General features: G+C 57.1%; 24 protein-coding genes and 1 other RNA gene. 12 read left to right on the top strand and 13 right to left on the bottom strand.

Translation table 11 applies throughout. The features are described 5' to 3' along the window. Positions 1 to 8: 8 nt before the first annotated feature. Positions 9 to 308, top strand: coding sequence for a hypothetical protein (locus RMR24_RS08835; protein WP_310614709.1), 300 nt, complete (start codon positions 9 to 11; stop codon positions 306 to 308). Here RMR24_RS08835 and RMR24_RS08830 read toward each other — a convergent pair. Next, positions 286 to 813 carry a hypothetical protein gene (locus RMR24_RS08830; protein ID WP_310614708.1) on the bottom strand — a complete coding sequence of 176 codons (528 nt, stop codon included), beginning with the start codon at positions 811 to 813 and terminating at the stop codon, positions 286 to 288. The genes RMR24_RS08835 and RMR24_RS08830 overlap by 23 nt on opposite strands. A gap of 57 nt (positions 814 to 870) precedes the next feature. After that, positions 871 to 967, bottom strand: an RNA gene (ffs, locus tag RMR24_RS08825) — signal recognition particle sRNA small type. Positions 968 to 1,002: 35 nt separating this feature from the next. Here ffs and dnaX point away from each other — a divergent pair. The 3 genes from dnaX to recR are packed head-to-tail and all read left to right on the top strand — an operon-like array spanning position 1,003 to position 3,775. Continuing rightward, positions 1,003 to 2,814, top strand: a complete 1,812-nt coding sequence (gene dnaX, locus RMR24_RS08820) for a DNA polymerase III subunit gamma/tau (RefSeq protein ID WP_310614707.1) — start codon at positions 1,003 to 1,005, stop codon at positions 2,812 to 2,814. A gap of 40 nt (positions 2,815 to 2,854) precedes the next feature. Beyond that, on the top strand, positions 2,855 to 3,178 hold the full coding sequence (locus RMR24_RS08815) for a YbaB/EbfC family nucleoid-associated protein (RefSeq protein ID WP_310614706.1): 324 nt from the start codon (positions 2,855 to 2,857) through the stop codon (positions 3,176 to 3,178). Further along, positions 3,179 to 3,775 (top strand): recombination mediator RecR, encoded by a 597-nt coding sequence (gene recR, locus RMR24_RS08810; protein WP_104797315.1) that lies wholly within the window; start codon positions 3,179 to 3,181, stop codon positions 3,773 to 3,775. A gap of 56 nt (positions 3,776 to 3,831) precedes the next feature. Here the strand turns inward: recR and RMR24_RS08805 are convergent, their stop codons facing one another. Continuing rightward, the gene (locus RMR24_RS08805; RefSeq protein WP_310614705.1) at positions 3,832 to 5,166 is read right to left on the bottom strand and encodes a transglycosylase SLT domain-containing protein; all 1,335 of its coding nucleotides are present in this window, start codon (positions 5,164 to 5,166) and stop codon (positions 3,832 to 3,834) included. Then, on the bottom strand, positions 5,163 to 5,945 hold the full coding sequence (gloB, locus tag RMR24_RS08800) for a hydroxyacylglutathione hydrolase (RefSeq protein WP_310614704.1): 783 nt from the start codon (positions 5,943 to 5,945) through the stop codon (positions 5,163 to 5,165). The genes RMR24_RS08805 and gloB overlap by 4 nt, the downstream gene beginning before the upstream one ends. Here gloB and RMR24_RS08795 point away from each other — a divergent pair. From RMR24_RS08795 to RMR24_RS08780, 4 genes are all read left to right on the top strand, one after another. After that, positions 5,944 to 6,696 carry a methyltransferase domain-containing protein gene (locus RMR24_RS08795; protein WP_310614703.1) on the top strand — a complete coding sequence of 251 codons (753 nt, stop codon included), beginning with the start codon at positions 5,944 to 5,946 and terminating at the stop codon, positions 6,694 to 6,696. The two genes, gloB and RMR24_RS08795, sit on opposite strands and share 2 nt — an antisense overlap. Beyond that, the gene (rnhA, locus tag RMR24_RS08790) at positions 6,693 to 7,145 is read left to right on the top strand and encodes a ribonuclease HI (RefSeq protein ID WP_310614702.1); all 453 of its coding nucleotides are present in this window, start codon (positions 6,693 to 6,695) and stop codon (positions 7,143 to 7,145) included. The genes RMR24_RS08795 and rnhA overlap by 4 nt, the downstream gene beginning before the upstream one ends. A gap of 96 nt (positions 7,146 to 7,241) precedes the next feature. After that, positions 7,242 to 8,687: an efflux RND transporter periplasmic adaptor subunit gene (locus tag RMR24_RS08785; protein ID WP_310614701.1), complete on the top strand. Its 1,446-nt coding sequence runs from the start codon at positions 7,242 to 7,244 to the stop codon at positions 8,685 to 8,687. A gap of 20 nt (positions 8,688 to 8,707) precedes the next feature. Then, positions 8,708 to 11,809: an efflux RND transporter permease subunit gene (locus RMR24_RS08780; protein ID WP_310614700.1), complete on the top strand. Its 3,102-nt coding sequence runs from the start codon at positions 8,708 to 8,710 to the stop codon at positions 11,807 to 11,809. A 9-nt stretch (positions 11,810 to 11,818) separates the two neighbouring features. Here the strand turns inward: RMR24_RS08780 and glp are convergent, their stop codons facing one another. From glp to moaA, 3 genes are read right to left on the bottom strand one after another with little or no spacing between them, the layout of a single operon-like run. Continuing rightward, positions 11,819 to 13,102: a gephyrin-like molybdotransferase Glp gene (gene glp, locus RMR24_RS08775; protein WP_310614699.1), complete on the bottom strand. Its 1,284-nt coding sequence runs from the start codon at positions 13,100 to 13,102 to the stop codon at positions 11,819 to 11,821. Next, positions 13,099 to 13,737 (bottom strand): molybdenum cofactor guanylyltransferase MobA, encoded by a 639-nt coding sequence (gene mobA, locus RMR24_RS08770; RefSeq protein WP_310614698.1) that lies wholly within the window; start codon positions 13,735 to 13,737, stop codon positions 13,099 to 13,101. The genes glp and mobA overlap by 4 nt, the downstream gene beginning before the upstream one ends. Before the next feature lie 36 nt (positions 13,738 to 13,773). Then, positions 13,774 to 14,964, bottom strand: coding sequence for a GTP 3',8-cyclase MoaA (gene moaA, locus RMR24_RS08765; protein ID WP_310614697.1), 1,191 nt, complete (start codon positions 14,962 to 14,964; stop codon positions 13,774 to 13,776). Between the two features lie 110 nt (positions 14,965 to 15,074). Here moaA and RMR24_RS08760 point away from each other — a divergent pair, with 110 nt between their 5' ends. Together RMR24_RS08760 and ppa are read left to right on the top strand one after the other, a co-directional pair. After that, positions 15,075 to 15,218 (top strand): DUF3149 domain-containing protein, encoded by a 144-nt coding sequence (locus RMR24_RS08760; RefSeq protein WP_310614696.1) that lies wholly within the window; start codon positions 15,075 to 15,077, stop codon positions 15,216 to 15,218. 95 nt (positions 15,219 to 15,313) lie between these two features. Next, positions 15,314 to 15,841, top strand: coding sequence for an inorganic diphosphatase (gene ppa / locus RMR24_RS08755; protein WP_310614695.1), 528 nt, complete (start codon positions 15,314 to 15,316; stop codon positions 15,839 to 15,841). Positions 15,842 to 15,896: 55 nt separating this feature from the next. Here ppa and RMR24_RS08750 read toward each other — a convergent pair whose 3' ends face one another. Next, positions 15,897 to 17,072 (bottom strand): GNAT family N-acetyltransferase, encoded by a 1,176-nt coding sequence (locus RMR24_RS08750; protein ID WP_310614694.1) that lies wholly within the window; start codon positions 17,070 to 17,072, stop codon positions 15,897 to 15,899. Positions 17,073 to 17,116: 44 nt separating this feature from the next. On the opposite strand from RMR24_RS08750, the gene RMR24_RS08745 reads away from it, so the two are divergent. Next, on the top strand, positions 17,117 to 18,847 hold the full coding sequence (locus RMR24_RS08745) for an NAD+ synthase (protein ID WP_310614693.1): 1,731 nt from the start codon (positions 17,117 to 17,119) through the stop codon (positions 18,845 to 18,847). 36 nt (positions 18,848 to 18,883) lie between these two features. Next, complete coding sequence (locus tag RMR24_RS08740) at positions 18,884 to 19,222, top strand: P-II family nitrogen regulator (RefSeq protein ID WP_310614692.1); 339 nt, start codon at positions 18,884 to 18,886, stop codon at positions 19,220 to 19,222. Between the two features lie 79 nt (positions 19,223 to 19,301). Here the strand turns inward: RMR24_RS08740 and RMR24_RS08735 are convergent, their stop codons facing one another. From RMR24_RS08735 to RMR24_RS08715, 5 genes are read right to left on the bottom strand one after another with little or no spacing between them, the layout of a single operon-like run. After that, positions 19,302 to 19,889, bottom strand: a complete 588-nt coding sequence (locus tag RMR24_RS08735) for a TIGR00730 family Rossman fold protein (protein ID WP_310614691.1) — start codon at positions 19,887 to 19,889, stop codon at positions 19,302 to 19,304. A gap of 10 nt (positions 19,890 to 19,899) precedes the next feature. After that, positions 19,900 to 20,406 carry an RDD family protein gene (locus RMR24_RS08730; protein WP_310614690.1) on the bottom strand — a complete coding sequence of 169 codons (507 nt, stop codon included), beginning with the start codon at positions 20,404 to 20,406 and terminating at the stop codon, positions 19,900 to 19,902. Then, a complete protein-coding gene (locus RMR24_RS08725) occupies positions 20,403 to 21,053 on the bottom strand; it encodes a DUF3106 domain-containing protein (protein WP_310614689.1) in 651 nt (216 codons plus the stop codon). Before RMR24_RS08725 ends, RMR24_RS08730 begins: the two co-directional genes overlap by 4 nt. Positions 21,054 to 21,065: 12 nt before the next feature. Next, a complete protein-coding gene (locus RMR24_RS08720; protein ID WP_310614688.1) occupies positions 21,066 to 21,500 on the bottom strand; it encodes a DUF3619 family protein in 435 nt (144 codons plus the stop codon). Next, positions 21,497 to 22,063: an RNA polymerase sigma factor gene (locus RMR24_RS08715; protein ID WP_310614739.1), complete on the bottom strand. Its 567-nt coding sequence runs from the start codon at positions 22,061 to 22,063 to the stop codon at positions 21,497 to 21,499. The genes RMR24_RS08720 and RMR24_RS08715 overlap by 4 nt, the downstream gene beginning before the upstream one ends. Between the last annotated feature and the right edge of the window lie 247 nt (positions 22,064 to 22,310).

Raw genomic sequence — 22,310 nt, 5'->3', positions numbered from 1 at the left:
GCCCATTGATGTCTGACTCATCTTCCAACATGGTTCGCGCTTTGGTGTTGCGCGAGCTTGAGGCTGGCAAACGTGACGATGGTCTGTGGCTGCAAGCCATGACCGAATCAAAGATGGACACGGCCAAAGCGCAAGTGCGCTACGTAGCGTTGCGCACGCAAGCCATGCAAGGCGATGTGAAAGGTTTGTTGATCAAGCAAATTCGTGGCGCGGTGGCCAAAGACAGTGGCAGCAGCGGCGTGCGTTTGAACAACGCCGGCTTGGCCGATTACTTAAAAGCCAAAACTACTTCTTCAGGGAATAAGTAGGCCGCAAATTAGGCGGCATCAACAGCACGGGTTGGCGCTTTTTGGGTTTGATTTGAGTTTGTTTGATGGATTCAAACAAGGTGGTTTGTGCTGACGGCACAGGCAGTTTGAATTCATCATAAATTTTGATGCGCGTTGCCGCTGCTTTGCGCTGCACCAGCTGCGACGTCATCATGTGCACGTAGGCGTCTTTGGCAGTGTCAGACAGCGCATCCCACTCTTCGCGGAAAGTTTTGATGTGGGCTCGTAAGAACTTGCCCAGCTCTAGGGCCTCGACTTCATGCTGAATGGTTTCAAACGCCTTGTCGATGAAGGGCTGAATGGCGTCGGGCTCTTGGGGCGCTTCAGGATCACTGGGTGCAGCTGAAGCTTCTTGGGCAGCAGGCTGAGCTGCCGCCACTTGAGATTCGCTTGTAGCCACGGTTTCAGTAAGCGCAACAGCACCTTCGGGCACATCGGTGGTGCTCGTTGGGTCTTGTAGTGCTGTAGTCGTGTCTTCGGCCATCACACCCTTATCGGCTTGGGTTGAGGGTTTCTTTAGCAGATAAAGAAAAAAAATAAAGGTGACGGGCCTGGCCCTTAGCACTGGCTCCACAGTTAGGGCTGCTTGGTTCCCCACCTGACCCGGTTGGCCGCTTCACCATGTAAGGAGGCCCGTCGAGGTCTATTGTAGGTCACATAGAATGCTTGGCTTATGTCGTACCTCGTGCTTGCCCGCAAATATCGCCCCAAAACCTTCACGGAGATGGTGGGGCAAGAGCACGTCGTGCAGGCGCTGACCAATGCACTGACGACCCAGCGTTTGCACCACGCGTACTTATTCACCGGCACCCGCGGTGTGGGTAAAACCACGGTGTCGCGCGTGCTGGCCAAGTCGCTCAACTGCCAAGGTGTGGACGGCACGGGTGGCATTACCGCCAACCCCTGTGGCGTTTGCCAAGCCTGTACTGACATTGATGCTGGCCGCTTTGTGGACTACACCGAGTTGGATGCTGCTTCTAACCGTGGCGTCGACGAAGTGCAAAGCTTGCTAGAGCAAGCTGTTTACAAGCCTGTGCAAGGCCGCTTCAAAGTCTTCATGATTGACGAGGTGCACATGCTCACCAACACCGCGTTCAACGCGATGTTGAAGACGCTTGAGGAGCCGCCTGAGTATTTGAAATTTGTGCTCGCCACCACAGACCCACAAAAAGTGCCGGTTACGGTGTTGTCGCGTTGCTTGCAGTTCAACCTGCGCCCGATGGCCCCTGAAACCGTGCTGGAGCACTTGGGTCATGTGCTGGGCCAAGAAAACATTGCCTCTGAGCCACAAGCCTTGCGCCTGTTAGCCCGTGCCGCACGTGGCTCCATGCGCGATGCCTTGAGCTTGACGGACCAAGCTATTGCCTACGGCGGTGGCCAATTGCAAGAAGCTGCTGTGCGTCAAATGCTGGGTAGTGCCGACCGCTCGCATGTGTTCCGCCTGATCGAAGCTTTGGCGCATGGCAACGGCAAATCCGTGGTCGAAACCTCTGAAGCCCTTCGTGTGCATGGCTTGAGCGCTGCCGCCACACTCGAAGACATGTCGATGGTGTTGCAGCGCATGGCTGTGTTGCAAGCGGTGCCTGACATGGGCGAGGGTGATGCTGCCGACCCTGAAGCTGCCGAGATGGTGCGTTTAGCTGGCGTGATGCCACCCGATGAAACTCAATTGTTGTACAGCATTTGCTTGCATGGCCGGCAAGAGCTGGGGCTAGCGCCTGATGAATACGCCGCACTCACGATGGTGCTGCTGCGTTTGCTGGCGTTTAAGCCACAGACTTCAAATGCTGCTTCGGCCTCGGCTGAAAAAAAAACTCTAATTAATCCGCAACCCGCTGTTTTAGCGCCTGTACCGGTTGCTCATCTGGTGGCTCAAGCGCCGTCAACCCCCGTACAAGCTTTGCCTGTGCGCGACATGCAGCCGCGCGAAGTGGCGCCTTGGGAAGACGATCCCAGCCACGACCCCAATTGCAGCGATAGCTCAAGCTATGACCACGATTCAGACGCCGCCGTGGTGGCTATGCCCGTACGCCAACAAGCCGAACCCAGCGCTGTGCTGGAGCCGCAAATACCCACTACCGAAGTGCCGCAGATCGTGGCCACGCCCGAGGGTGAGTTCTGGCACAAGCTGGTGATGGACATGTCGGCAGCCGAAACCATCAACGCCTTGGTGCGCGAGCTGGGTTTGCAATCTCAGTTAGTGGCGCGTGATACCGATACCTGGATGCTGCGCGTGGAGCGCGAATCGCTCAACAGCACCACCAGCCGTGAGCGTTTGCAAAAAGCACTCGAGGCTGCGGGCTACCCCGTGCGTCTAGTCGTTGAAGTGGGCCGCGTGCAAGACAGCCCCGCCAAACGCAATGCCGCTGCTGCGGCTCAGCGCCAAGCAGGGGCTGAAGCCATCATCCTCAACGATGTGTATGTTCAAAGTTTGATGCGTGACTATGGCGCCAAAATCGTGCCGGGCAGCATCAAGCCGCTGTAAATCAGAGCGTTTAATTTTTAGTTTGTAAAAGGGAAAAATCATGTTCAACAAAGGACAACTCTCGGGCCTGATGAAGCAAGCCCAAGCCATGCAAGAGAATTTGAAAAAGGCACAAGATGAATTGGCGTTCGTCGAAGTGACTGGCGAATCTGGCGCTGGTTTGGTCAAGGTTTTGATGACCTGCAAGCACGACGTCAAACGCATCACCATCGACCCAAGTCTGTTGGCGGACGACAAAGACATGCTCGAAGACTTGGTGGCTGCCGCCTTCAACGATGCGGTGCGCAAAGCCGCTGAGACCAGCGAAGCCAAGATGAGCAAGCTCACCGCTGGCTTGCCGCCTGGCTTGAAGCTGCCGTTCTAAATGAGCGACACGTCCGTGCTCGAAGGCCTGATTCAGGCCCTGCGCCGTTTGCCCGGCGTGGGGGTGAAATCGGCCTCGCGCATGGCGTACCACTTGCTGCAGCACGACCGCGAGGGGGCGGAGATGATTTCTCAAGCTTTGCACCAAGCCGCAAGCCAAGTGCAGCACTGTGAAAGCTGCCATACCTTCACCACTCAGCCCGTGTGCGACACCTGTTTGGACGATGGGCGCGACACCACCCGCTTGTGTGTGGTGGAAACGCCTGCCGATCAATCAGCGGTCGAGCGAACCGCTGCTTACAAGGGGCAGTACTTTGTGTTGATGGGCCGTATCAGTCCCTTGGATGGTTTTGGCCCCAAAGACATAGGCCTTCAAAAACTCATCGAACGTGCCAGCGACGGCGTGGTGAAAGAAGTCATTTTGGCCACCAACTTCACTGCTGAGGGCGAAGCCACGGCGCATGTGCTGGGCGAGGCTCTGAAGAAGCGCGGTGTGCAAGTGACGCGTCTAGCCCGTGGCGTGCCTGTGGGTAGTGAGCTGGAATACGTGGATTTGGGCACCATTGCCCACGCGTTGGTGGACAGGCGAGACGCATAAAAGGCGGAAAGCGCAGAGCCTTCCGCTATACGCCGCATATTTCTAGCTGCGCCGCTTTATTTCTTGGCGACCTTGGTGTCGCCTTTTTTATCGCCCTTGGCTGCCGCTTGCTGTTTGCCAGAGCCCTTGCTGTCTTTGGCGGATGCTAATTTAGTGCCCTTGGCGTTTTTGCTACCTTTGGCCGCCGCTTTGCGTTTGGCCACGGCTTCAGGCGATAAATCTAAGTGGCCGTTGTCAGCCACTTGTGCCGTCACGTCACCCAAGATGCCTGCACTGCGGGGCACCAGCAGTGCAGAGCCTGCTTTGATGAGCATGCGCGGCGGGATGTTGTTGATGGCGCGAAAGTCGGCCTCGTTCATGTTCACGCGCTTGGCCGCATCTGTCACTTTCATGGTGGTGGGCGCAATCCAAGCGGTCCATGTGGCCATTCGGCCCAAGGTGGAGGCTTCGTAGTTGCGTTGGAACACTTCGGCGTTGTCCCATGGCAGCAAAATTTTGGGTGAGCCAGCCGCCAGCAGCACGGGGCGGTGGGCGGATGGGTTGAGGGCTTTGAAGTCTTGTTCAGAGATTTCGGCTAACTTGGCAGCCACGCTGACGTCCATGTCGCGTGGCAAGGGCACGCTTTGAAAGTAGGGGTGGTTGGGAATGCTGGGGAGCACCACGCTGAATTGGGGTGGGTTGCCCACGATGTTTTTCATGGCCTGTAATTTGGGCACGTACATGCGTGTTTCCATCGGCATGTTCAGGTCGGTGTAGCCCGTGGGTTGGCCTGCACGTTTGTTGCGGGCAATTGCTTTGCCTACATTGCCTTCGCCCCAGTTGTAGGCGGCCAAGGCCAAGTGCCAGTCACCAAACATTTTGTGCAGGCGTTCTAGGTAGTCGAGTGCGGCGCGTGTGGAGGCTTGCACGTCACGGCGGTCGTCGCGGAAAGCGTTTTGTTTTAGGTCAAAGCTCTTGCCTGTCTTGGGCATGAACTGCCACATCCCACTGGCGCGAGCGCTAGACACAGCTTGCGGATTGAAAGCACTTTCAATGAAGGGCAGCAATGCCAACTCGGTGGGCATGTTGCGAGCTTCGAGTTCTTCAACGATGTGATACAGGTATTTGTTTGAGCGCTCAGTCATGCGACTCAAATAATCGGGTTTGGAGGCGTACCACAGGGTACGGTCATTGGCCAAGTCGCCTTCTAGGTCTGGCATTTTGTAGCCCTTGCGGATGCGTTCCCACAAGTCGTTGGGTAAGTCGAGCTTGGCCACGCTGTCGCGTTTGGCGCTGCCTTTGGCGATAGGGCTTAACTCGGTTTGGTTTGTCGCCTGAGGAGGTTCGGCCAAATTGGCGCAACCGGTGAGCAAGGCAAGGCTGAGGCTAAATACGGTGAGTAGAAATCTCATCTGAAATCGTTCTTCCATTCACGAAGGGCGGCAAACACAGCCACGTCGTTGGTTTGTTCGAGCGCTGAGAGTCCAGCGTGTTGTGCAACAGCGTGTCGCACACGGGGGTGTCGAGCCCGTAAAAACGGGTTGATTTGCAATTCGCTACCCAGCTGGGCCGGGAGGGTGGGCAAACCCTCTGCTCTGAGCTGTTGGCACTGCGCCATATAGGTTTGCAAGTCGGTGTTGCTGGGTTCTACGGCGAGCGCGAATCGCAAGTTGGACACAGTGTACTCGTGGGCGCAGCAAATCTGCGTGGAGGCGGGAAGTGCTGCCAGGCTGTCGAGCGAGGCCAGCATTTGCGCCGGCGTGCCTTCAAAAATACGCCCGCAGCCGCCTGAAAATAAAGTGTCGCCGCAAAACAGCACGGGGCTGGGTGCAGCGTTGGGTAAAAAGTAAGCCACATGGCCCGCCGTGTGGCCTGGCACGTCTAGCACCTGTACGCTTTGGCCCAGTAGCTCAAGCGTGTCACCCTGCATGACGGGCGTAAAGGGTGCTGGCACATCTTCGCGCGCAGGACCAAACACTTGTGCGCCCGTGGCGAGGTGCAATTCGCGCACGCCACCCACATGGTCGGCGTGGTGGTGGGTGACTAGAATCGCGGCAAGTTTCAGACCTTCTTTGGCTAGCGATTGCAACACAGGCGCAGCGTCACCGGGGTCGACCGCTACGGCCAATTGGCCTTGTTGCCACAACCACAGATAGTTGTCAGAGAACGCGGGCAGTGCAATCAGTTTCATGTCATCCACACCTTTAAAAAACGATAGTTTGCCTGACTGGCTGGCGTCCCCCGCAGGCCAGTATTTGTGCGCGTGGGAGCAAACCTATTTAGACCGCGCAGTGGCCGATGTGTTTGGCTTTCATGCCTTGCAACTGGGATTTCCCGCGCTCGACGCTTTGCAAGCCAACCGCATGCCGCACCGTTGGTTGGGCTGTGACGCCCATCCCGAGCCATGGCCCTTGGGCCGCGAGGTGGTGCTGACCAATTACGAGGCTTTGCCTTTCCCCAGCGCCAGCTTGGACTTGCTGGTGTTGCCCCACACGCTAGAGCTGAGCTACGACCCGCACGCCACCTTGCGAGAGGTGGAGCGCGTGTTGGTGCCCGAGGGGCGTGTGGTGATTTGCGGCTTCAACCCCAACAGCCTGTGGGGTGTGAGTAAAAGCTGCAAGCGCAGTTTTTCGCAGGTGGGCGACTTCATTGGTCAACGCCGCTTGCGCGACTGGTTGCAACTGCTGAGCTTTGAGGTGGAGTCGACCAGCTTTGGCTGCTACCGGCCAGATGTGAAAACACAGCGCTGGCTAAGGCGCTTGGATTGGATGGACGAGGCCGGCGTGCGCTGGTGGCCCATCTTGGGCGCGGTGTATGGCATGGTGGCGGTCAAGCGCGTGCAAGGCATGCGGTTGATGTCGCCTGCATGGAAAAAAACGGTGCCGCGTTCGGCGGTGGTGGCGACCACGGCATCCAACACCGCATCAAAAGGAATGGAATGAACACGGTAGAAATTTACACAGACGGTGCTTGCAAGGGCAACCCAGGCCCAGGCGGCTGGGGTGTATTGCTGCGCTCGCCCTCGGGCCAAGAAAAAGAGTTGTTTGGCGGTGAGCTGGGCACCACCAACAACCGCATGGAGCTGCTGGCCGTGATCGAGGCGTTGCGTGCCCTGAAGCGCCCGTGTGTGGTGGCTTTGTATTTGGACAGCGAATACGTGCGCAAAGGCATCACCGAGTGGATCCATGGCTGGAAAGCTCGGGGTTGGCGCACTGCGGCCAAGCAGCCCGTGAAGAACGCCGACCTGTGGCAGCAGCTCGATGCACTGACCCACCAAGGTGACCATGACATCGTGTGGCATTGGGTCAAAGGCCATGCCGGCCACGTGGACAATGAGCGCGCCGATGGCTTGGCTAACCGAGGTGTTGACTTGGTTTTGTCTACTAAGTGACAGCTTGTGTGAAGCCAAGGTAAATCAGACGGTTTTCAGCCCAGCCGCTGGTACATTGCAAGGTTGGTTTAAATGCAACTTAAAAGAATCTCATTCATGGCCTCCAAAAAGATGTATTCCGTTGTGGCAGTCGTGGGCATTGTGGGTGCCTCGACCTTGGCTTGGTGGCTGCAAATGCCCAAGTCGGACGCAGGTGCTCCAACGGGTGCGCGTGCGGTGGGCGTGGAGATCACCCAAGTCAAAAAGCAAACCTTGCGAGACGACGCCGAGGCTGTGGGCAGTTTGCGCTCGTCGCAAAACGTGATGCTGCGCCCCGAAGTGGCGGGCCGTGTGTTGTCACTTGGTTTTGCCGATGGTGCGCGTGTACGTGCTGGCCAAGTGCTGGTGCAAATGGACGACACCCTGCAGCGCGCAGAGGTGCAGCAGTCGCTGGCTCAAATGTCAATTGCCCGCGCCAACCACAAACGTAATCAAGAGCTGGTGGCCCAAAACTTCATCGCCCAACGCTCCTTAGACGAAAGCGCAGCAGCCTTACAAGTGGCCGATGCGCAGTTGGGTTTGTCATGTGCCCGTTTGGACCGCATGCGTTTGATTGCCCCTTTCAACGGTGTGGTGGGTATTCGCAGTGTGAACGTGGGTGACTACGTGAAAGATGGTGCAGACCTGATCAACCTAGAAAACATTGGCAGCTTGTATGTGGACTACCGCTTGCCCGAGCGCTACCAAATCAAGGTAGCACCCGGTCAAACGATCGAAGTCAAGCTCGATGCCTTCAGTGGTCGTTTGTTCAAAGCCAAAGTGGAAGCGGTAGATCCGCTGATTGATGCCAATGGCCGTTCTATTGGTGTACGTGCGGTATTGGCCAATACGGCGGGCGAACCTGTGGCTGCGGCGGGTGGTAAGAGTCAAGGCCAAGGTGCTGCTGCACCAGCACCTGCCAAGTCGTCGGTGTCTGAGACGTCAGCACCCAACAACCGGGGCGTGGCATTGCCTTCGCCTCAAAGCTTGGGTTGCCCCACCAACACCTTTGACCGCACGCGCACCAGTGCGGGTGGTGATCAACACGGCCCTTTGCGCCCAGGCATGTTTGCGCGTGTGACGGCCGTGTTTGCCGTCAAGCCCAATGCCTTGGTGGTGCCTGAAGAGGCCATCGTGCCGCAGGGCGGCAAACAATTTGTCATCAAAGCTGTGCCTCCAAGTGACTTGCCTGTACCTGCCGCCAGTTCGGCCAGTGCCGCAGCCAGCGCACCCGCTTTGCCGCCTGACACCAAACTGGTGTCTCAGCGTGTCGAGGTGAGGTTGGGCATGCGTCGTGGTGGTCAAGTGGAAATTACCGAAGGCTTGGCAGAGGGCGATACCATCGTGGTGGCCGGCCAGCAACGCCTGCAAAAAGATGGCTCGCCTTTGCGTGTGGTTGAGCTTGGCCGCGGGCCTGCAAACCCCGCGTCGGCTGCAGCTTCAGGGGCATCCGGCGCAACAGGCACTGATGCATCCGTGTCCGCCAACTCAGCCAGTGCGGCAGCTTCTGCTGCCAGCCGCTAAACCGAACGCGAAGAACTCACATGCAGTTGCCTGAGATATCCATTCGCCGCCCGGTGTTTGCCACCGTGCTGTCCCTGCTCATCGTGTTGGTGGGCGTGGTGTCGTTCACCCGCTTGAACGTGCGCGAGTACCCCAAAATTGACAACCCCGTGGTCACGGTTGAAACCAAGTACACCGGCGCGTCGAGCGCGGTGGTGGAATCGCAAGTCACCAAGGTGCTCGAAGATTCGCTCTCCGGCATTGAGGGTGTGGACGTCATCACCTCTATCAGCCGCCAAGAGCAAAGCCAAATCACCGTCAACTTTGTGTTGTCGCGCGATGCCGATTCTGCGGCTGCCGATGTGCGTGACAAAGTCAGTCGTGTGCGCCAAAAATTGCCGCAAGGCATTGATGAACCGGTCATTGCCAAGGTCGAGGCCGATGCCTTTCCGGTGATTTGGCTGTCCTTCAGCGCCGACACCTTGAACGTGTTGCAGCTCACCGACTATGCCAACCGCATTGCCAAGCCCATGCTGCAAACTGCGCCCGGCGCGTCGGATGTGCGCGTGTATGGCGAGCGCAAATACGCCATGCGTATTTGGTTGGACCCAGACCGTTTGGCTGCCTACAAGCTCACCACCCAAGACGTGGAAGATGCGCTGCGCCGCTCCAACGTGGAAGTGCCTGCAGGCCGCATTGAGAGTAAGTTGCGTGAATTCAACGTGACGGCATCGACCGATCTGCAAACCCCGCGAGAGTTTGGCAACGTGGTCATCAAATCTGTCAACGGCATTCAGGTGCGCATGAGTGATGTGGCGCGTGTCGAGCAAGGCCCGCAAGCCGAGCGCACGGCCACCCGTCTAAACGGCAAAGACGCCATCACCTTAGGTGTGATTCGAAACGCCACCGCCAACCCGCTGGACCTGAGCGCGGCTGTGCGCAACATGATCCCGAAGATCAAAGAGAACTTGCCACCGGGTGTGGAGATTGAAGTTGCCAACGACAACTCGGTGTTCATTGACCGCTCCATCAAGGCGGTGTACCAAACGATTGTGGAAGCTGCCATTCTGGTGGCCTTGGTGATTTTTGTGTTTTTGCGCACGCTGCGTGCGTCCATCATTCCGCTGGTCACCATTCCCGTGTGCTTGATTGGAACGTTTGCCTTGATGGCCATGTTTGGCTTCACCGTCAACACGCTCACCATGTTGGCCTTGGTGCTGGCGATTGGTTTGGTGGTGGATGACGCCATCGTGGTGCTCGAAAACATTTACCGGCACATTGAAGACGGGATGTCGCCGTTTCATGCCGCGATCAAAGGCGCCAAAGAAGTGGGCTTTGCCGTGGTGGCCATGACCATGACCTTGGCCGCGGTTTACGCGCCCTTGGCGTTCACGCCGGGTCGCACGGGCAAGCTGTTTACTGAATTTGCTTTGGCCTTGGCCGGCTCTGTGGTGGTGTCTGGCTTTGTGGCCTTGACGCTCACGCCCATGATGTGTTCCATCATGCTCAAGCACAACCACAACCCCAGCTGGTTTGACCGCACCATGGAGCGTCAGCTGCAACGCATGTCCAACGCCTATGGCCGATTGCTGCAGTGGACCTTGTCATCGGGTGTGGTTTTTGGCCGCACGATGTCGCGTCGTTGGCTGGTGGTGGCGGTGATGGTGTTGGCCGGTATTGGCACGTGGACCTTGCTCAAAACCACCAAAAGCGAATTGGCCCCCATGGAAGACCGTGGCGTGATCTTGACCGTGATCAACGGGCCTGATGGTGCCACCATGGACTACACCACGCGCTACACCATGGCCATTGAAAAGATGGCCGAGAAATACACCGAGTTTGACCGCATCTTCACCGTGGTGGGCAACCCCACTGTGGCGCAGGGCAACGTGTTTTACCGTGCCAGACCTTGGGAAGAACGTAAGAAAACCACGCTCGAAATTGCCCGCGAGATGACACCCGCCGTGGCAGGTTTACCGGGTGTTACTGCGTTTCCCATTACGCCACCTTCTCTGGGTCAGGCGTTTCGCGAGCGTCCTCTGAACTTTGTCATCTTGACGTCGGACAGCTACCAAAACTTGGCGCAAGTGGTGCGTAGTTTTCAAGAAGAAATTGCCAAGAACCCAGGCATCGTGAGCGTGGACACTGACTTGCGTTTGAACAAGCCCGAAATCAGCATGGAAGTGGACCGTGAGCGAGCTGCTGACATGGGTGTGCCCGTGGAACAAATTGCCCGCGCGGTGGAGACCATGATGGGTGGCCGACAAGTCACGCGCTACAAGCGCGAGGGCGACCAATACGACGTGATTGTGCAAACCGCACCGACAGGCCGCGACACGCCAGACGACATTGAGCGCGTGTTTGTGCGCGGCAAGGGCGATGCCATGATTCCGCTGTCGGCTTTGGTGAAGATCAAAGAGGTGGTGGTGCCGCGCGAGCTGAACCATTTCAGCCAACGCCGCAGCGCCTCCATCAGTGCCAATTTGGCCCCCACCTATTCTCTGGGTGAGGCCATCACCTTCATGGACACCACGGCCCAAAAGGTGCTTAAGCCGGGTTACTCCACCGACCTCAACGGCACTTCACGTGAGTTTGTGAAGTCGTCAGGCTCGCTGGTCATCGTGTTTGTGCTCGCGCTGTTGTTCATCTTCTTGGTGTTGGCGGCGCAGTTTGAAAGCTTCATTGACCCGCTGGTCATCATGCTGTCGGTGCCTTTGTCGATGGTGGGTGCTTTGCTGGCCTTGCAGTTCAGTGGCGGTACTTTGAATGTGTTCAGCCAAATTGGTTTGATCACCTTGGTGGGCCTCATCACCAAGCACGGCATTTTGATTGTGGAGTTTGCCAATCAGTTGCGTGAGGAGGGCATGGAATTGTTTGCTGCGGTCACGCAGTCGGCCACCTTGCGTTTGCGCCCGATTTTGATGACCACTGGTGCGATGGTGCTGGGCGCGATTCCGTTGGCTTTGGCCAGTGGCGCAGGTGCTGAAAGTCGCAAGCAAATTGGTTGGGTGATTGTGGGGGGCATGAGCTTGGGCACCTTGCTCACCATTTTTGTGGTGCCCACCATGTACACCTTGCTGGCCCGCAACAAAGTGCCGGGCGCCATCACCATTCGCCATGAAGACGAGGATGTGGGTGCCTAATGGGTTGGCTTAAATAGCGCCCTCAAACATCATCACATCCACCTCTTCGCCCACGGCCACGTTGCCTTGCGCGTGATGCAGCACGACAAGGCCATTGCCTTGCACCATCGAGCTCAGTACGCCTGAGCCTTGGTTGCCTGTGGTGCGCACTTGCAGTGTGCCATCGGCGGCGCTGCTGACAAAACCACGTTGGTATTCGGTGCGGCCTGCTTTTTTGCGCAGGGGCTCAAGGCTCCTGGCGCGCAACATGGGTGCAGGCTGTGTGGTGCTTCCCATCATGCGCAAGAGCGCAGGGCGCACAAAGGCAAGGAAGGTGACCATCACAGCCACGGGGTTGCCAGGCAAGCCAAACAACACCGACCTGCCAATGCGGCCCACGGCCATGGGACGGCCTGGACGCATGGCGATTTTCCAAAACGCCACATCGCCCAACTTTTTCATCATGGCTTTGGTGAAGTCGGCTTCGCCTACGCTCACGCCACCGCTGGTGATGATGGCGTCGGCTACTTGTGCAGCTTGGGCAAAAGCAACTTCTAAAAGGGCAGGGTCATCGCGCACCACGCCCATGTCGATCACTTCGCAGCCCATGCGCGTGAGTAGGCCAAACACGGTGTAGCGGTTGCTGTCGTACACAGCGCCTTCGCGTGGCGCTTCGCCCAAGCTCAACACTTCGTCGCCGGTGGAGAAATAAGCCACGCGCAAGCGGCGGTGCACGCGTACATCGGGCAGTCCAAGGCTGGCGACTAAACCCAATGCTGCGGGTGTGAGGTGTTGGCCAGCCTTCAAAGCGGGTTGGCCCTGCATCAGGTCTTCGCCCATCAAGCGTCGGTTGTCGCCGGCTTTCAAAATGTTGGGAGGAATGTTGACGGTGGTCACATCATGTGCGCTGACCACTTGGCAGAGCTCTTGTGGCACCACCGTGTCGAGCCCGTCAGGCAGGATGGCGCCCGTCATGATCTTCAGGCACTCGCCCGCATTCACCTTGCCTTGCCACGCTTTGCCGGCGAGCGCCGTGCCCACCACGCGCAGTGTGAGTGGCTGGTTGGCGTGCAACTGAGTGGCATCGAACGCGAAGCCGTCCATGGCCGAGTTGTTGTGCGCGGGCACGCTGATGGGCGAGACCACATCTTGCGCTAAAACGCGGCCCAAAGCGTCAAACAAAAACACGTCTTGCGAATCGTCGGCAGATACAGGCTGCACGAGTTGCGCCAAGAATTCATTGACTTGACTCACACTTAACGCTTGTGGGTCGTAGCCTTGCAGTGCAGCGGCGATGTCGTCGATGCTTTTCATGGCGCGGCGTTTTCTAGGGCTTGCAGTTCGTTCAAAGTGTTGACGTTCGCAAAGGCCAGTGGGTCGTCGCTGGGTGCGTCAAACGGCACGACCGCCGTTTTGTGCTGCGCTGTCCACGCGTCAATCTTGCGGCCACCGGCTTGGGTGAACTTGACCAAACTTTCAGACAGTTCAATCTTCATCAAGCAGAACACGGGCTGCGTGCGAATATGTGCTTGACCTTGGGCATCGGTTTCAGGCGCGGCGGCCATGGCGATGTCTGCGTCTTCGCGCACCAAGGCTTCGGCTAAGCGTTCTGCCAAGTCGAGCGGCAAGCGTGGCGTGTCGCAAGGCACTGCCAGCACATAGGGGGTTTCGGCACGTTCTAAGCCGACGAGAAAGCCAGACAAGGGCCCCGCAAAGTCTGCCGAGGCGTCGGGCCAGACCGAGGCGCCAAACGATTCGTAGGCTGAGAGGTTGCGGTTGGCGTTGACCATCACACTTTCCACTTGAGGCCCCAAGCGCATGAGGGTGTGCAAGGCGAGCGGAATGCCGTTGAAGTTTTGCAAGCCTTTGTCCACGCCGCCCATGCGGCTGCCTCGACCGCCAGCCAAGATGAGGCCGGTGATTTCTTGGGGAGGAATGGTGTGGGTCATGTTGGTGTGTCTAGGGTTCTGTTCGGGAGGGTGGGCTTAGCCGCCTATATAGCTCATCTCGACGCGGCGAGCAGTCGGTGACCCATCAGCTGCGTTGTCGGCGGGCATGGAGGCACGGAGTTCTGAATAGCGGTCATCGCGCTTGTTCCAAATGTGGCCAATCGCCGAGGCGATGTCGGCGTCTGTGGCTTGCGTTTCGGGCGAATTAGAGCTTCGCAAGAGGCTGCGCAAGTCATAGCCCTGTGTGGCAAACAAACACAGGTAAAGCTTACCTTCGGTGGAGAGGCGGGCGCGGTTGCAGTCGCGGCAAAAGGCTTGGGTCACGCTGCTGATGACACCGACTTCGCCCAAGGCGGGGTCAAACACGCCAGAGGCATTGGCATAGCCCCAGCGTTGGGCGGTTTCGCCCAGCTTGCTGGCGTCTAGCGCCACTAGCGTAAATTCTTGTTGGATATGTCGGATGACTTCTGCAGAAGGCAGCACGTCGTCCATACACCAGCCATTGGTGGCGCCCACATCCATGTACTCAATGAAGCGCAGCGTGATGCCGCTGCCACGGAAATGGCGTGCCATGGGCAAGATTTGGTCGACGTTGGTTCGGCGCTTGACCACCATATTGACTTTGAGGCCCGTGAACAGTCCGTTGGCATCCAACCCCAAGCCCGCGTCTTTGGCGGCGGCAATGCCATCCAGCACATCGGATACGGGAAAGTCCACATCGTTCATGGCGCGAAATACCGCGTCGTCCAAACCGTCTAGGCTGACCGTCACGCGGTTCAATCCCGCGTCTTTGAGCGACTTGGCTTTGCGGGCCAAGAGCGAGCCGTTGGTGGTCAGGGTCAGGTCGAGCGGTGTGCCGTCAGGCGTTTGGATATTCGCCAGCTGGTCCACCAAAATTTCAAGGTTCTTGCGCAACAGCGGCTCGCCGCCGGTTAGCCGAATTTTGCGCACGCCGTGGGCCACAAACACCTTGGCGAGACGCGTGATTTCTTCAAAGTTCAGCAAGTCGCCGTGGGGCAGGTAGGCGTAGTCTTTGTTGAACACCTCTTTGGGCATGCAGTAGTTGCAGCGAAAGTTGCAACGGTCGGTCACGCTGATGCGCAGGTCGCTCAGCGGGCGGCCCAAGCTGTCGCTCAGCAGGCCTGTGGCCGCAATGGGTTGGTTAGGTACGGTGGCAGCAAGGGCTCGCAGCCGTTGGTCGACAAGGGGGATCACGCGTTCTGACATAGGGCTAGATTTTGCCTGAGTGGCCAATCCCTTAAGTGTTGACATAGATCAGTGCGACAGGCTCCCAAACGGAGCAAAGTGAAGGCATTGCAATTGACAGGAGTAAACCCATGAAAGCTTGGATCGACCTTTTTTCTACCGATTACGGCCTGATGAGCTTGGCGGTGATCGTGGCTGTGTTGGTGATGGCGGTGTATTTTTTGCGCGTGTTCATGGGTTTGATGGATGAAACCGGTAAAAGCACCCACGAATAAGAGTTTCAAAGGGCATTCAGAGACGCAAGCCCCATGAAAGTAAAATCGGGGCTAATCCTCTGTGTTTCTTTTTTAACTTTTATAACAAGACAACCATGTCCCTGAATAAAGTCACCCCCGGTAGCAAAGTTCCTGAAGCCTTCAACGTGATCATCGAAATCCCGATGAACTCGGATCCCGTGAAGTACGAAGTCGACAAAGAGTCTGGTGCTCTGTTTGTGGACCGCTTCATGGGCACGGCCATGCATTACCCCACCAACTACGGTTATGTGCCACAAACCATCGCTGGCGACGGCGACCCTGTGGACGTGTTGGTGATGACACCTTTCCCATTGCCACCAGGCGTGGTGGTTCCTTGCCGTGCGTTGGGCATTTTGATGATGGAAGACGAAGGCGGCGTGGACGGCAAAGTTTTGGCTGTGCCCACTGAAAAAATCTTGGCCCGTTACAGCAACATCAAGTCATTGGCTGATATCCATGAGTTGCAGTTGCAACAAATCGCCCACTTCTTTGAGCACTACAAAGACCTCGAAAAAGGCAAGTGGGTCAAGGTCAAGGGCTGGGAAGGCATTGATTCTGCCCACAAAGAAATCGTGGACGGCATGGCCAACTACAAGAAGTAATTCTTGGTTGTGTTGGTCGAAAGCCCGCTTTTGCGGGCTTTTTTACGTCTACGTTTTATTGAGGCGCTTGGCGCTTAAAAGGGCTGCGCTCGGCCAAGTGGTCGAGGTAGTTGTCGACACCCGCTGACTCCCGCTCTAAAAATCGTTCCACCGCATCGGCAAACGCAGGATGGGCTAGCCAATGCGCGCTAAAGGTGGCTACGGGCATGAGGGCGCGGGCCATTTTGTGTTCGCCTTGCGCGCCGCCTTCAAAGCGCTGCACACCGTTGGCAATGCACCAGCTCAGCGGTTGGTAGTAGCAGGCTTCAAAGTGCAGGCAGTCCACGCGCTCTAATGCGCCCCAGTAGCGGCCATAGGCGACGGCCTCAGTCGTACCCAGGCCTTGCACCGCCACCAAGCTGCTTGCAATGGCGCGGCCTTCGCGCTCGGCTACAAAAAGCACCCAGTTGTGGGGCATGTCGTGTTGCATGTGCTCGAAGAACGAGCGGCTGAGGTAGGGCGCATTGCCGTGCTCAAGGTAGGTGCGTTCGTAGCACTGGTAGAAAAAGTCCCAGTCCTTGCTGCTGATGGCCGCACCCACCGAGGTTCGAAACGTGACGCCCGCATCGGCCACGCGGCGGCGTTCTTGTTTGATTTTTTTACGTTTCTCTTGCGAGAGGCTGGCTAGGAAAGCCTCGAAGTTGTCAAAGTGTTGGCCTTGCGGGCTGCTGTTGTGCCAATGGAATTGCACGGTTTGGCGCTGCATCAAACCCAGCGTATCGCAAGCGGTGCGGTCGTCGGGGCTGGTAAAAAGCAAGTGTAGAGATGAGAGCTGAAACTGCTTGGCCACATCCACCAAGGCTTCAAGTAGGGCTTGGCGCGCTGTTGCGTCGATGGCCAACAAACGCGATCCCGGCACGGGCGTAAACGGCACGGCGCACGTGGCTTTGGGGAAGTAGTTCAGGCCGTGGTCGGCATAGGCGTTGGCCCACGCCCAGTCAAACACATATTCGCCGTAGGAGTGGTCTTTGATGTAAAGCCCGCAGGCGGCGGCTAAGTTGTCACCGAGCCAGAGCGACACAAACTGCGGTGTCCAGCCCTTGTCGGGCGTGGCGCTGCCGCTGGTGTTTAGGGCTGCCAGATAGGCGTGCTGCATGAAGGGCGAGGGCGCGTCTTGCTGGGCCAACAAAGCGTCCCACGCTTGGGCGGGGATATCGAGCGGGCTGGCGTGGACGCGAATGACATAATCCATTTTCTTTTTAGACCTGTTTTACTTTGGACGATGTGCCTGCTGCCATGACTCTCAAAATTTGTGTTGCTCAGTTGAATTTCGTGGTGGGCGACATGGCGGGTAACGCCCAGAAAATCATCGATTGCGCCACTGCGGCGTACCAAGATGGCGCACGTTTGGTGCTGACGCCTGAGCTATCGCTGTGCGGTTATGCAGCCGAGGATTTGTTCCTTCGCCCCTCGTTCATCCAAGCCTGTGATGATGCCTTGAAAACGGTGTCCACCGCTCTGAGCGGGTTAAAGGGTTTGCACGTGGTGGTGGGCCATCCTTCAGGCGGTGACCAGCGCACACGGTCGGTATCAGTCCAGCGCCGCTTCAACATGGCGAGCGTGGTGAGTGAAGGCCAAGTGGTGGCCACTTACGCCAAGCGCGAACTACCCAATTACCAAGTGTTTGATGAGCGCCGCTATTTCGTGGCTGGCGAAAAACCGTGCGTGTTTGATGTGGCTGGCACAAGAGTGGGCCTGCTCATTTGTGAAGACGCTTGGTTTGATGCGCCTGCGGCGGACGCCAAATCAGCAGGCGCTGAGTTACTGGCGGTGATCAATGCTTCGCCTTTCCATGTGGGTAAAGGCGACGAACGCGAGCAAGCCATGCGTGGCCGCGTTCAAGCCACGGGCTTGCCTTTGATTTACGCGCATTTGGTGGGCGGCCAGGACGAGGTGGTGTTTGAAGGTCGCTCGTTTGCGCTGAATGCCGATGGTGTTGTGGCTGCTCGCGCGCCGAGTTTTGAAGTGGCTTCGTTTGTGGTGGATGTGGCTCGCGGTGAAGACGCGCCACAGGGGAAGGGCGTTGCGAGTGTGCAGACCTCACCAATCTCCTCAAGCCGATCTCCGGTCAATCTTCGTCTGTCGGGTGAAATCGCCAAAGACGGCTCGCTCGAGGCTGACCTGTGGCACGCCCTCGTGTTGGGCGTGCGCGACTACATTGGTAAAAATGGTTTTCCTAGTGTGCTGCTGGGCTTGTCGGGCGGTATTGATTCAGCCTTGGTGCTGGCCATTGCGGTGGATGCTTTGGGCGCCAACAGAGTGCGCACCGTGATGATGCCGTCTCCCTACACCGCCGAAATTAGCTGGGTCGATGCGCGTGACATGGCCCAACGCATGGGCGTGCGCTACGACGAGCTTTCGATCGTGCCGGAGTTTGAAGCCTTCTTAGGCTCGCTCAAATCTGACTTTGAAGGCACGCAGCTCGACACCACCGAAGAGAACATCCAAGCTCGCATTCGTGGCACCCTGCTGATGGCCTTGTCCAACAAGTTTGGCGCCATCGTGCTGACCACGGGCAACAAGAGCGAAATGGCCACGGGCTATTGCACGCTTTACGGCGACATGGCCGGTGGTTTTGCAGTCATCAAAGACGTGGCTAAGACCTTGGTGTTTAAGCTGGCGCGTTGGCGCAATGCCCACGACCCATACGGCACGGGTACCGAGCCCATCCCTGAACGCATCATCACGCGTCCGCCCAGTGCTGAGTTGCGTCCTGATCAAACTGACCAAGACAGCTTGCCACCGTACGAGGTGTTGGACGAGATCGTGTCGCGCTTCATGGAGAACGACCAAAGCTCAGATGACATCATTGCCGCAGGCTTTGCGCGTGCCGATGTAGAGAAGGTGACCCGTTTGATTCGTATCAACGAGTACAAACGCCGCCAATCTCCGGTGGGAATTCGCGTGACCCACCGCAGTTTTGGTAAAGATTGGCGTTATCCTATAACCAATAAATTCCGCGCCTAAATACAGGCCCTTCCATTGATCTCAAGGACTTTGAACATGAAGCAAATCACCGCCATCATCAAACCATTCAAACTTGAAGAAGTGCGCGAAGCACTGGCCGAATGTGGTGTGACGGGTTTGACCGTGACCGAGGTCAAGGGCTTTGGTCGTCAAAAGGGTCATACCGAGTTGTACCGTGGTGCTGAGTATGTGGTCGACTTTTTGCCCAAGGTGAAAGTTGAAGTGACCGTCAAGGCCGCTGATGTGGACAACTGCGTAGACGCCATCGTGCGTGCCGCACGTACGGGCAAGATTGGCGACGGAAAAATTTTCATCACGCCTGTGGAGCGTGTGGTGCGCATTCGTACCGGTGAGTTGGACGATGCCGCGATTTGATGTGACGATTTAAGTTTCGCGCTTCAATCGCAAAAGCCGCAGCCTGAGAGGGCCGCGGCTTTTTTTGTTGGATGGGTGTTCAGAGACCTGCCAGCTTAGGCTCGGGTGCAAAGCCTGCGGCTTGCACCAGCGCTTGCAGCAAGGCAATGGGCTCGGCGCCGCTGCGAATGAGGTCCATTTGCCAATCGTTCAAGAATCCTTGGCCCACGCTGTTTTGCGCAAACTGCAATAGGCCGTCGTAATAACCTTGGGTGTTGAGCAGGCCAATGGGTTTGTCGTGGTAGCCCAGCTGACGCCAAGTCCACACCTCAAAGAACTCCTCAAAGGTGCCAATGCCGCCTGGCAGGGCCAAGAACACATCGGCGCGTTCAGCCATCATCTGCTTGCGCTCGTGCATGGTGTCGACCACGTGCAACTCGGTGCAGGCTGTGCGTGTGTTTTCGGTGGTTTGCAGCGCTTTGGGGATGATACCCACGACGTGGCCACCGGCATCGGCTGTCGCTTGTGCCACGATGCCCATCAATCCGTTGTTGCCGCCTCCGTACACGAGTTGGCCGTTGTGTTTGCCAATCCAAGTGCCAACTTGGCGGGCCACATCGGCATAAGCGGGCAGGGCGCCATTGCGTGAGCCGCAGTAGACGCAGACAGAAAATGCGGGGGGTGTCATAGACAAGCGCTTAGGTGGGGACTTTTTCAGGGACTGGTTGCGCATTGACTAAGCGCGTACCCGCGAAGGCGTCGTGCCAAAACTGTCGCTGCGGATGAAAGCGACTCAGCAAGGCCCACACCGCGACCCAGCCCAAAAACAGCACAGTAGTCTCGCCGCCGGTTAGTTCGAATGGCGCCAGGATGGCTAAAGGCGGAATGAACCAAATCCAGCTCAGCACGTAACGCAAGAACGCACGTTTTTGAGTCAGTGCTTGTCCTTGGACATCAACGACGCGGATGTGCCAAGTTTTCATGGCCAAAGTTTGACCTTTTTGCCCAAACCAAGTGAAGTAAATACCGACCACCAGAAACAAAAACGCTTGCAAACCGTGGCGGTTGTCGAGTGCGTGTCGCGACTGACTGAGGGTGCTGAACAAATAACCCGAGATGAAGAGCACACCAAACAAAAGCAGGCCTTCGTAGAGCCAGCAAGCCATGCGGCGAAGCAGGCTAGGGGCAGTCAACTCCGATGTCATTGGGGTGCGAGTGCGCTTTCGGCGCTGGCCGGTGCTGTGCTGGTAACCGGTGTTGGCAACAAGGTGGTGGGTGCTACTTGGTCTGTTGCAATGCGCGGCAAGGGTTTGTTGGTGCTTGCGGCAGGCGATGAGGTGAGCTTGGCGGCAGAAACGGGCTTGGTGGCGGGGGCTGCACCTTGAATCGGTTGACTTTGCTGCGCCGCAAGTTTTTGCTTGGCTTCAGGTGAAAGGGCTTGGTAGGCCTCCCACTTGGCCTTTTTGTCTTCTTGCAACAGTTGTTTGGCGTCAGCGTAATTCAACCGTGCAGCGGTACGCTGCTGTGGGCTTAGGGCTGCCCACTCGCGCATGCGGCCTTGAACCGTGGCTTGCTCGTCAGCGCTGAGTTGACCAAAGTTTTGTGAAACAGCCAACCATTTGCGCTTGTGCGGCTCGGTCATCGTAGGCCACAGCTGGGCCAATGGTGCAAGGGCTTGTTGTTGTGATTCAGCCAAATCCATCCACAAAGGACGACCGGGGAGGCTGGGGGCAGGTTTTGTCGCCACCACGGGCGCAGTTTGTGCGCCCACCATCACGCCAGTGAACAACACCGCACCGCTCAGCAACAGTTGGGCGATGAATGTGGCGGTGATCGAGCGTTGAAGCAGCATGGAGGCCGTTATTTATTTGGTTTCAGTGGCAATAGGGTTCTTCAAGAACTGAAGAAAGCCGGGGTCGGCATAGGCTGAAGGTGGCAAATCGTCCACCAACAAGGCTGAGTCGACTTCGGCCAATTCGTTGGCACGATCGTCGTCCATGATGTTTTGGATCAGGGCCAAGCCTGCGACCAAGGCAATGAGGGGCAACAAGGAGGCCAAACGGCTCCAAATGTTCAGGCCTTCGTCGCCACCAAAGTTCAACAAGGCAGCACCGTTTTGGTGAACCATACCAGCGCTGGTTTGCAAGCGGGTTTGAGGCTTTAAGCGGGCAGCCACAGCGCGGGTGCGTGCAGCACGCAGGCGCTCAGAAATGTCGTGGGGCAGCGCAAGGCTGGCTGAATTCAGTTGGGCAGCAATGCGCAAACCAAACTGGTCTTGGGTATTTGCGGTATGTGTCATGGTTGAATTCCCTTTAATTTAAGCGCTTTGCTGAGCGCGAGAACAGCCCGAGAGCAGTGTGTTTTGACGCTTCCTTCTGAGCAGCCCATGGTTGCCGCAGTCTCAGAAACATCGAGATCTTCCCAATAACGCAGCAGGAAGGCTTCCCGTTGACGTGCCGGCAAATTTTGTATCTCTTCTTCGATGTCGTGGATATTCTCGATACTGGCGAAGTTGTCTTCGGCGCTTTGGGTGGTTTGGCTGTCATTGTCGACGGCCAAAGCCTCTAAAAGATCAAATTCGCCATCGGCTTTGTCTGAGTCGAAATCGCTGAAATTACTGAACAACGCTCGACGTGTTTTGTTGCGTCGAAACCAGTCGAGGGTGGTATTGGACAAGATGCGGTGAAACAGCATGGGCAGCTCTGCTGCTGGCTTGTCACCGTAGTGCTCAGCGAGTTTCATCATGCTGTCTTGAACAATGTCCAGAGCCGCCTCGTCGTCACGAACGTGATAGACCGAACGCTTGAAGGCTCGCTTCTCAACGCTTTTTAAAAAGTCTGACAGTTCTTGTTCGGTGGCCACTGACGAAAGGGGTTCAAGTTTGAATCGGGCGCGATTATGGCACCTGCCACGCGTTTTTGTGAGCTTAAGACCGGATCTGGCGAAGGATGGTGTCATAATCGTAGGCTGCAATTCGACAAAAAAGGCAAACGGGTCTGGGTCCGGCGCGAACCATGCGTCTATGGCTGAAGGTCCAAAGTTTCGATGCTGCCCCACAAGGGTTCGCCAAGAAGCACCCAAGGTTTTTCGTTGACGAAATTCACTCAGG

Source organism: Limnohabitans sp., from assembly GCF_031539105.1.
Classification (GTDB): domain Bacteria; phylum Pseudomonadota; class Gammaproteobacteria; order Burkholderiales; family Burkholderiaceae_C; genus Limnohabitans.
This window is presented reverse-complemented; position numbering and strand designations above follow the sequence as displayed.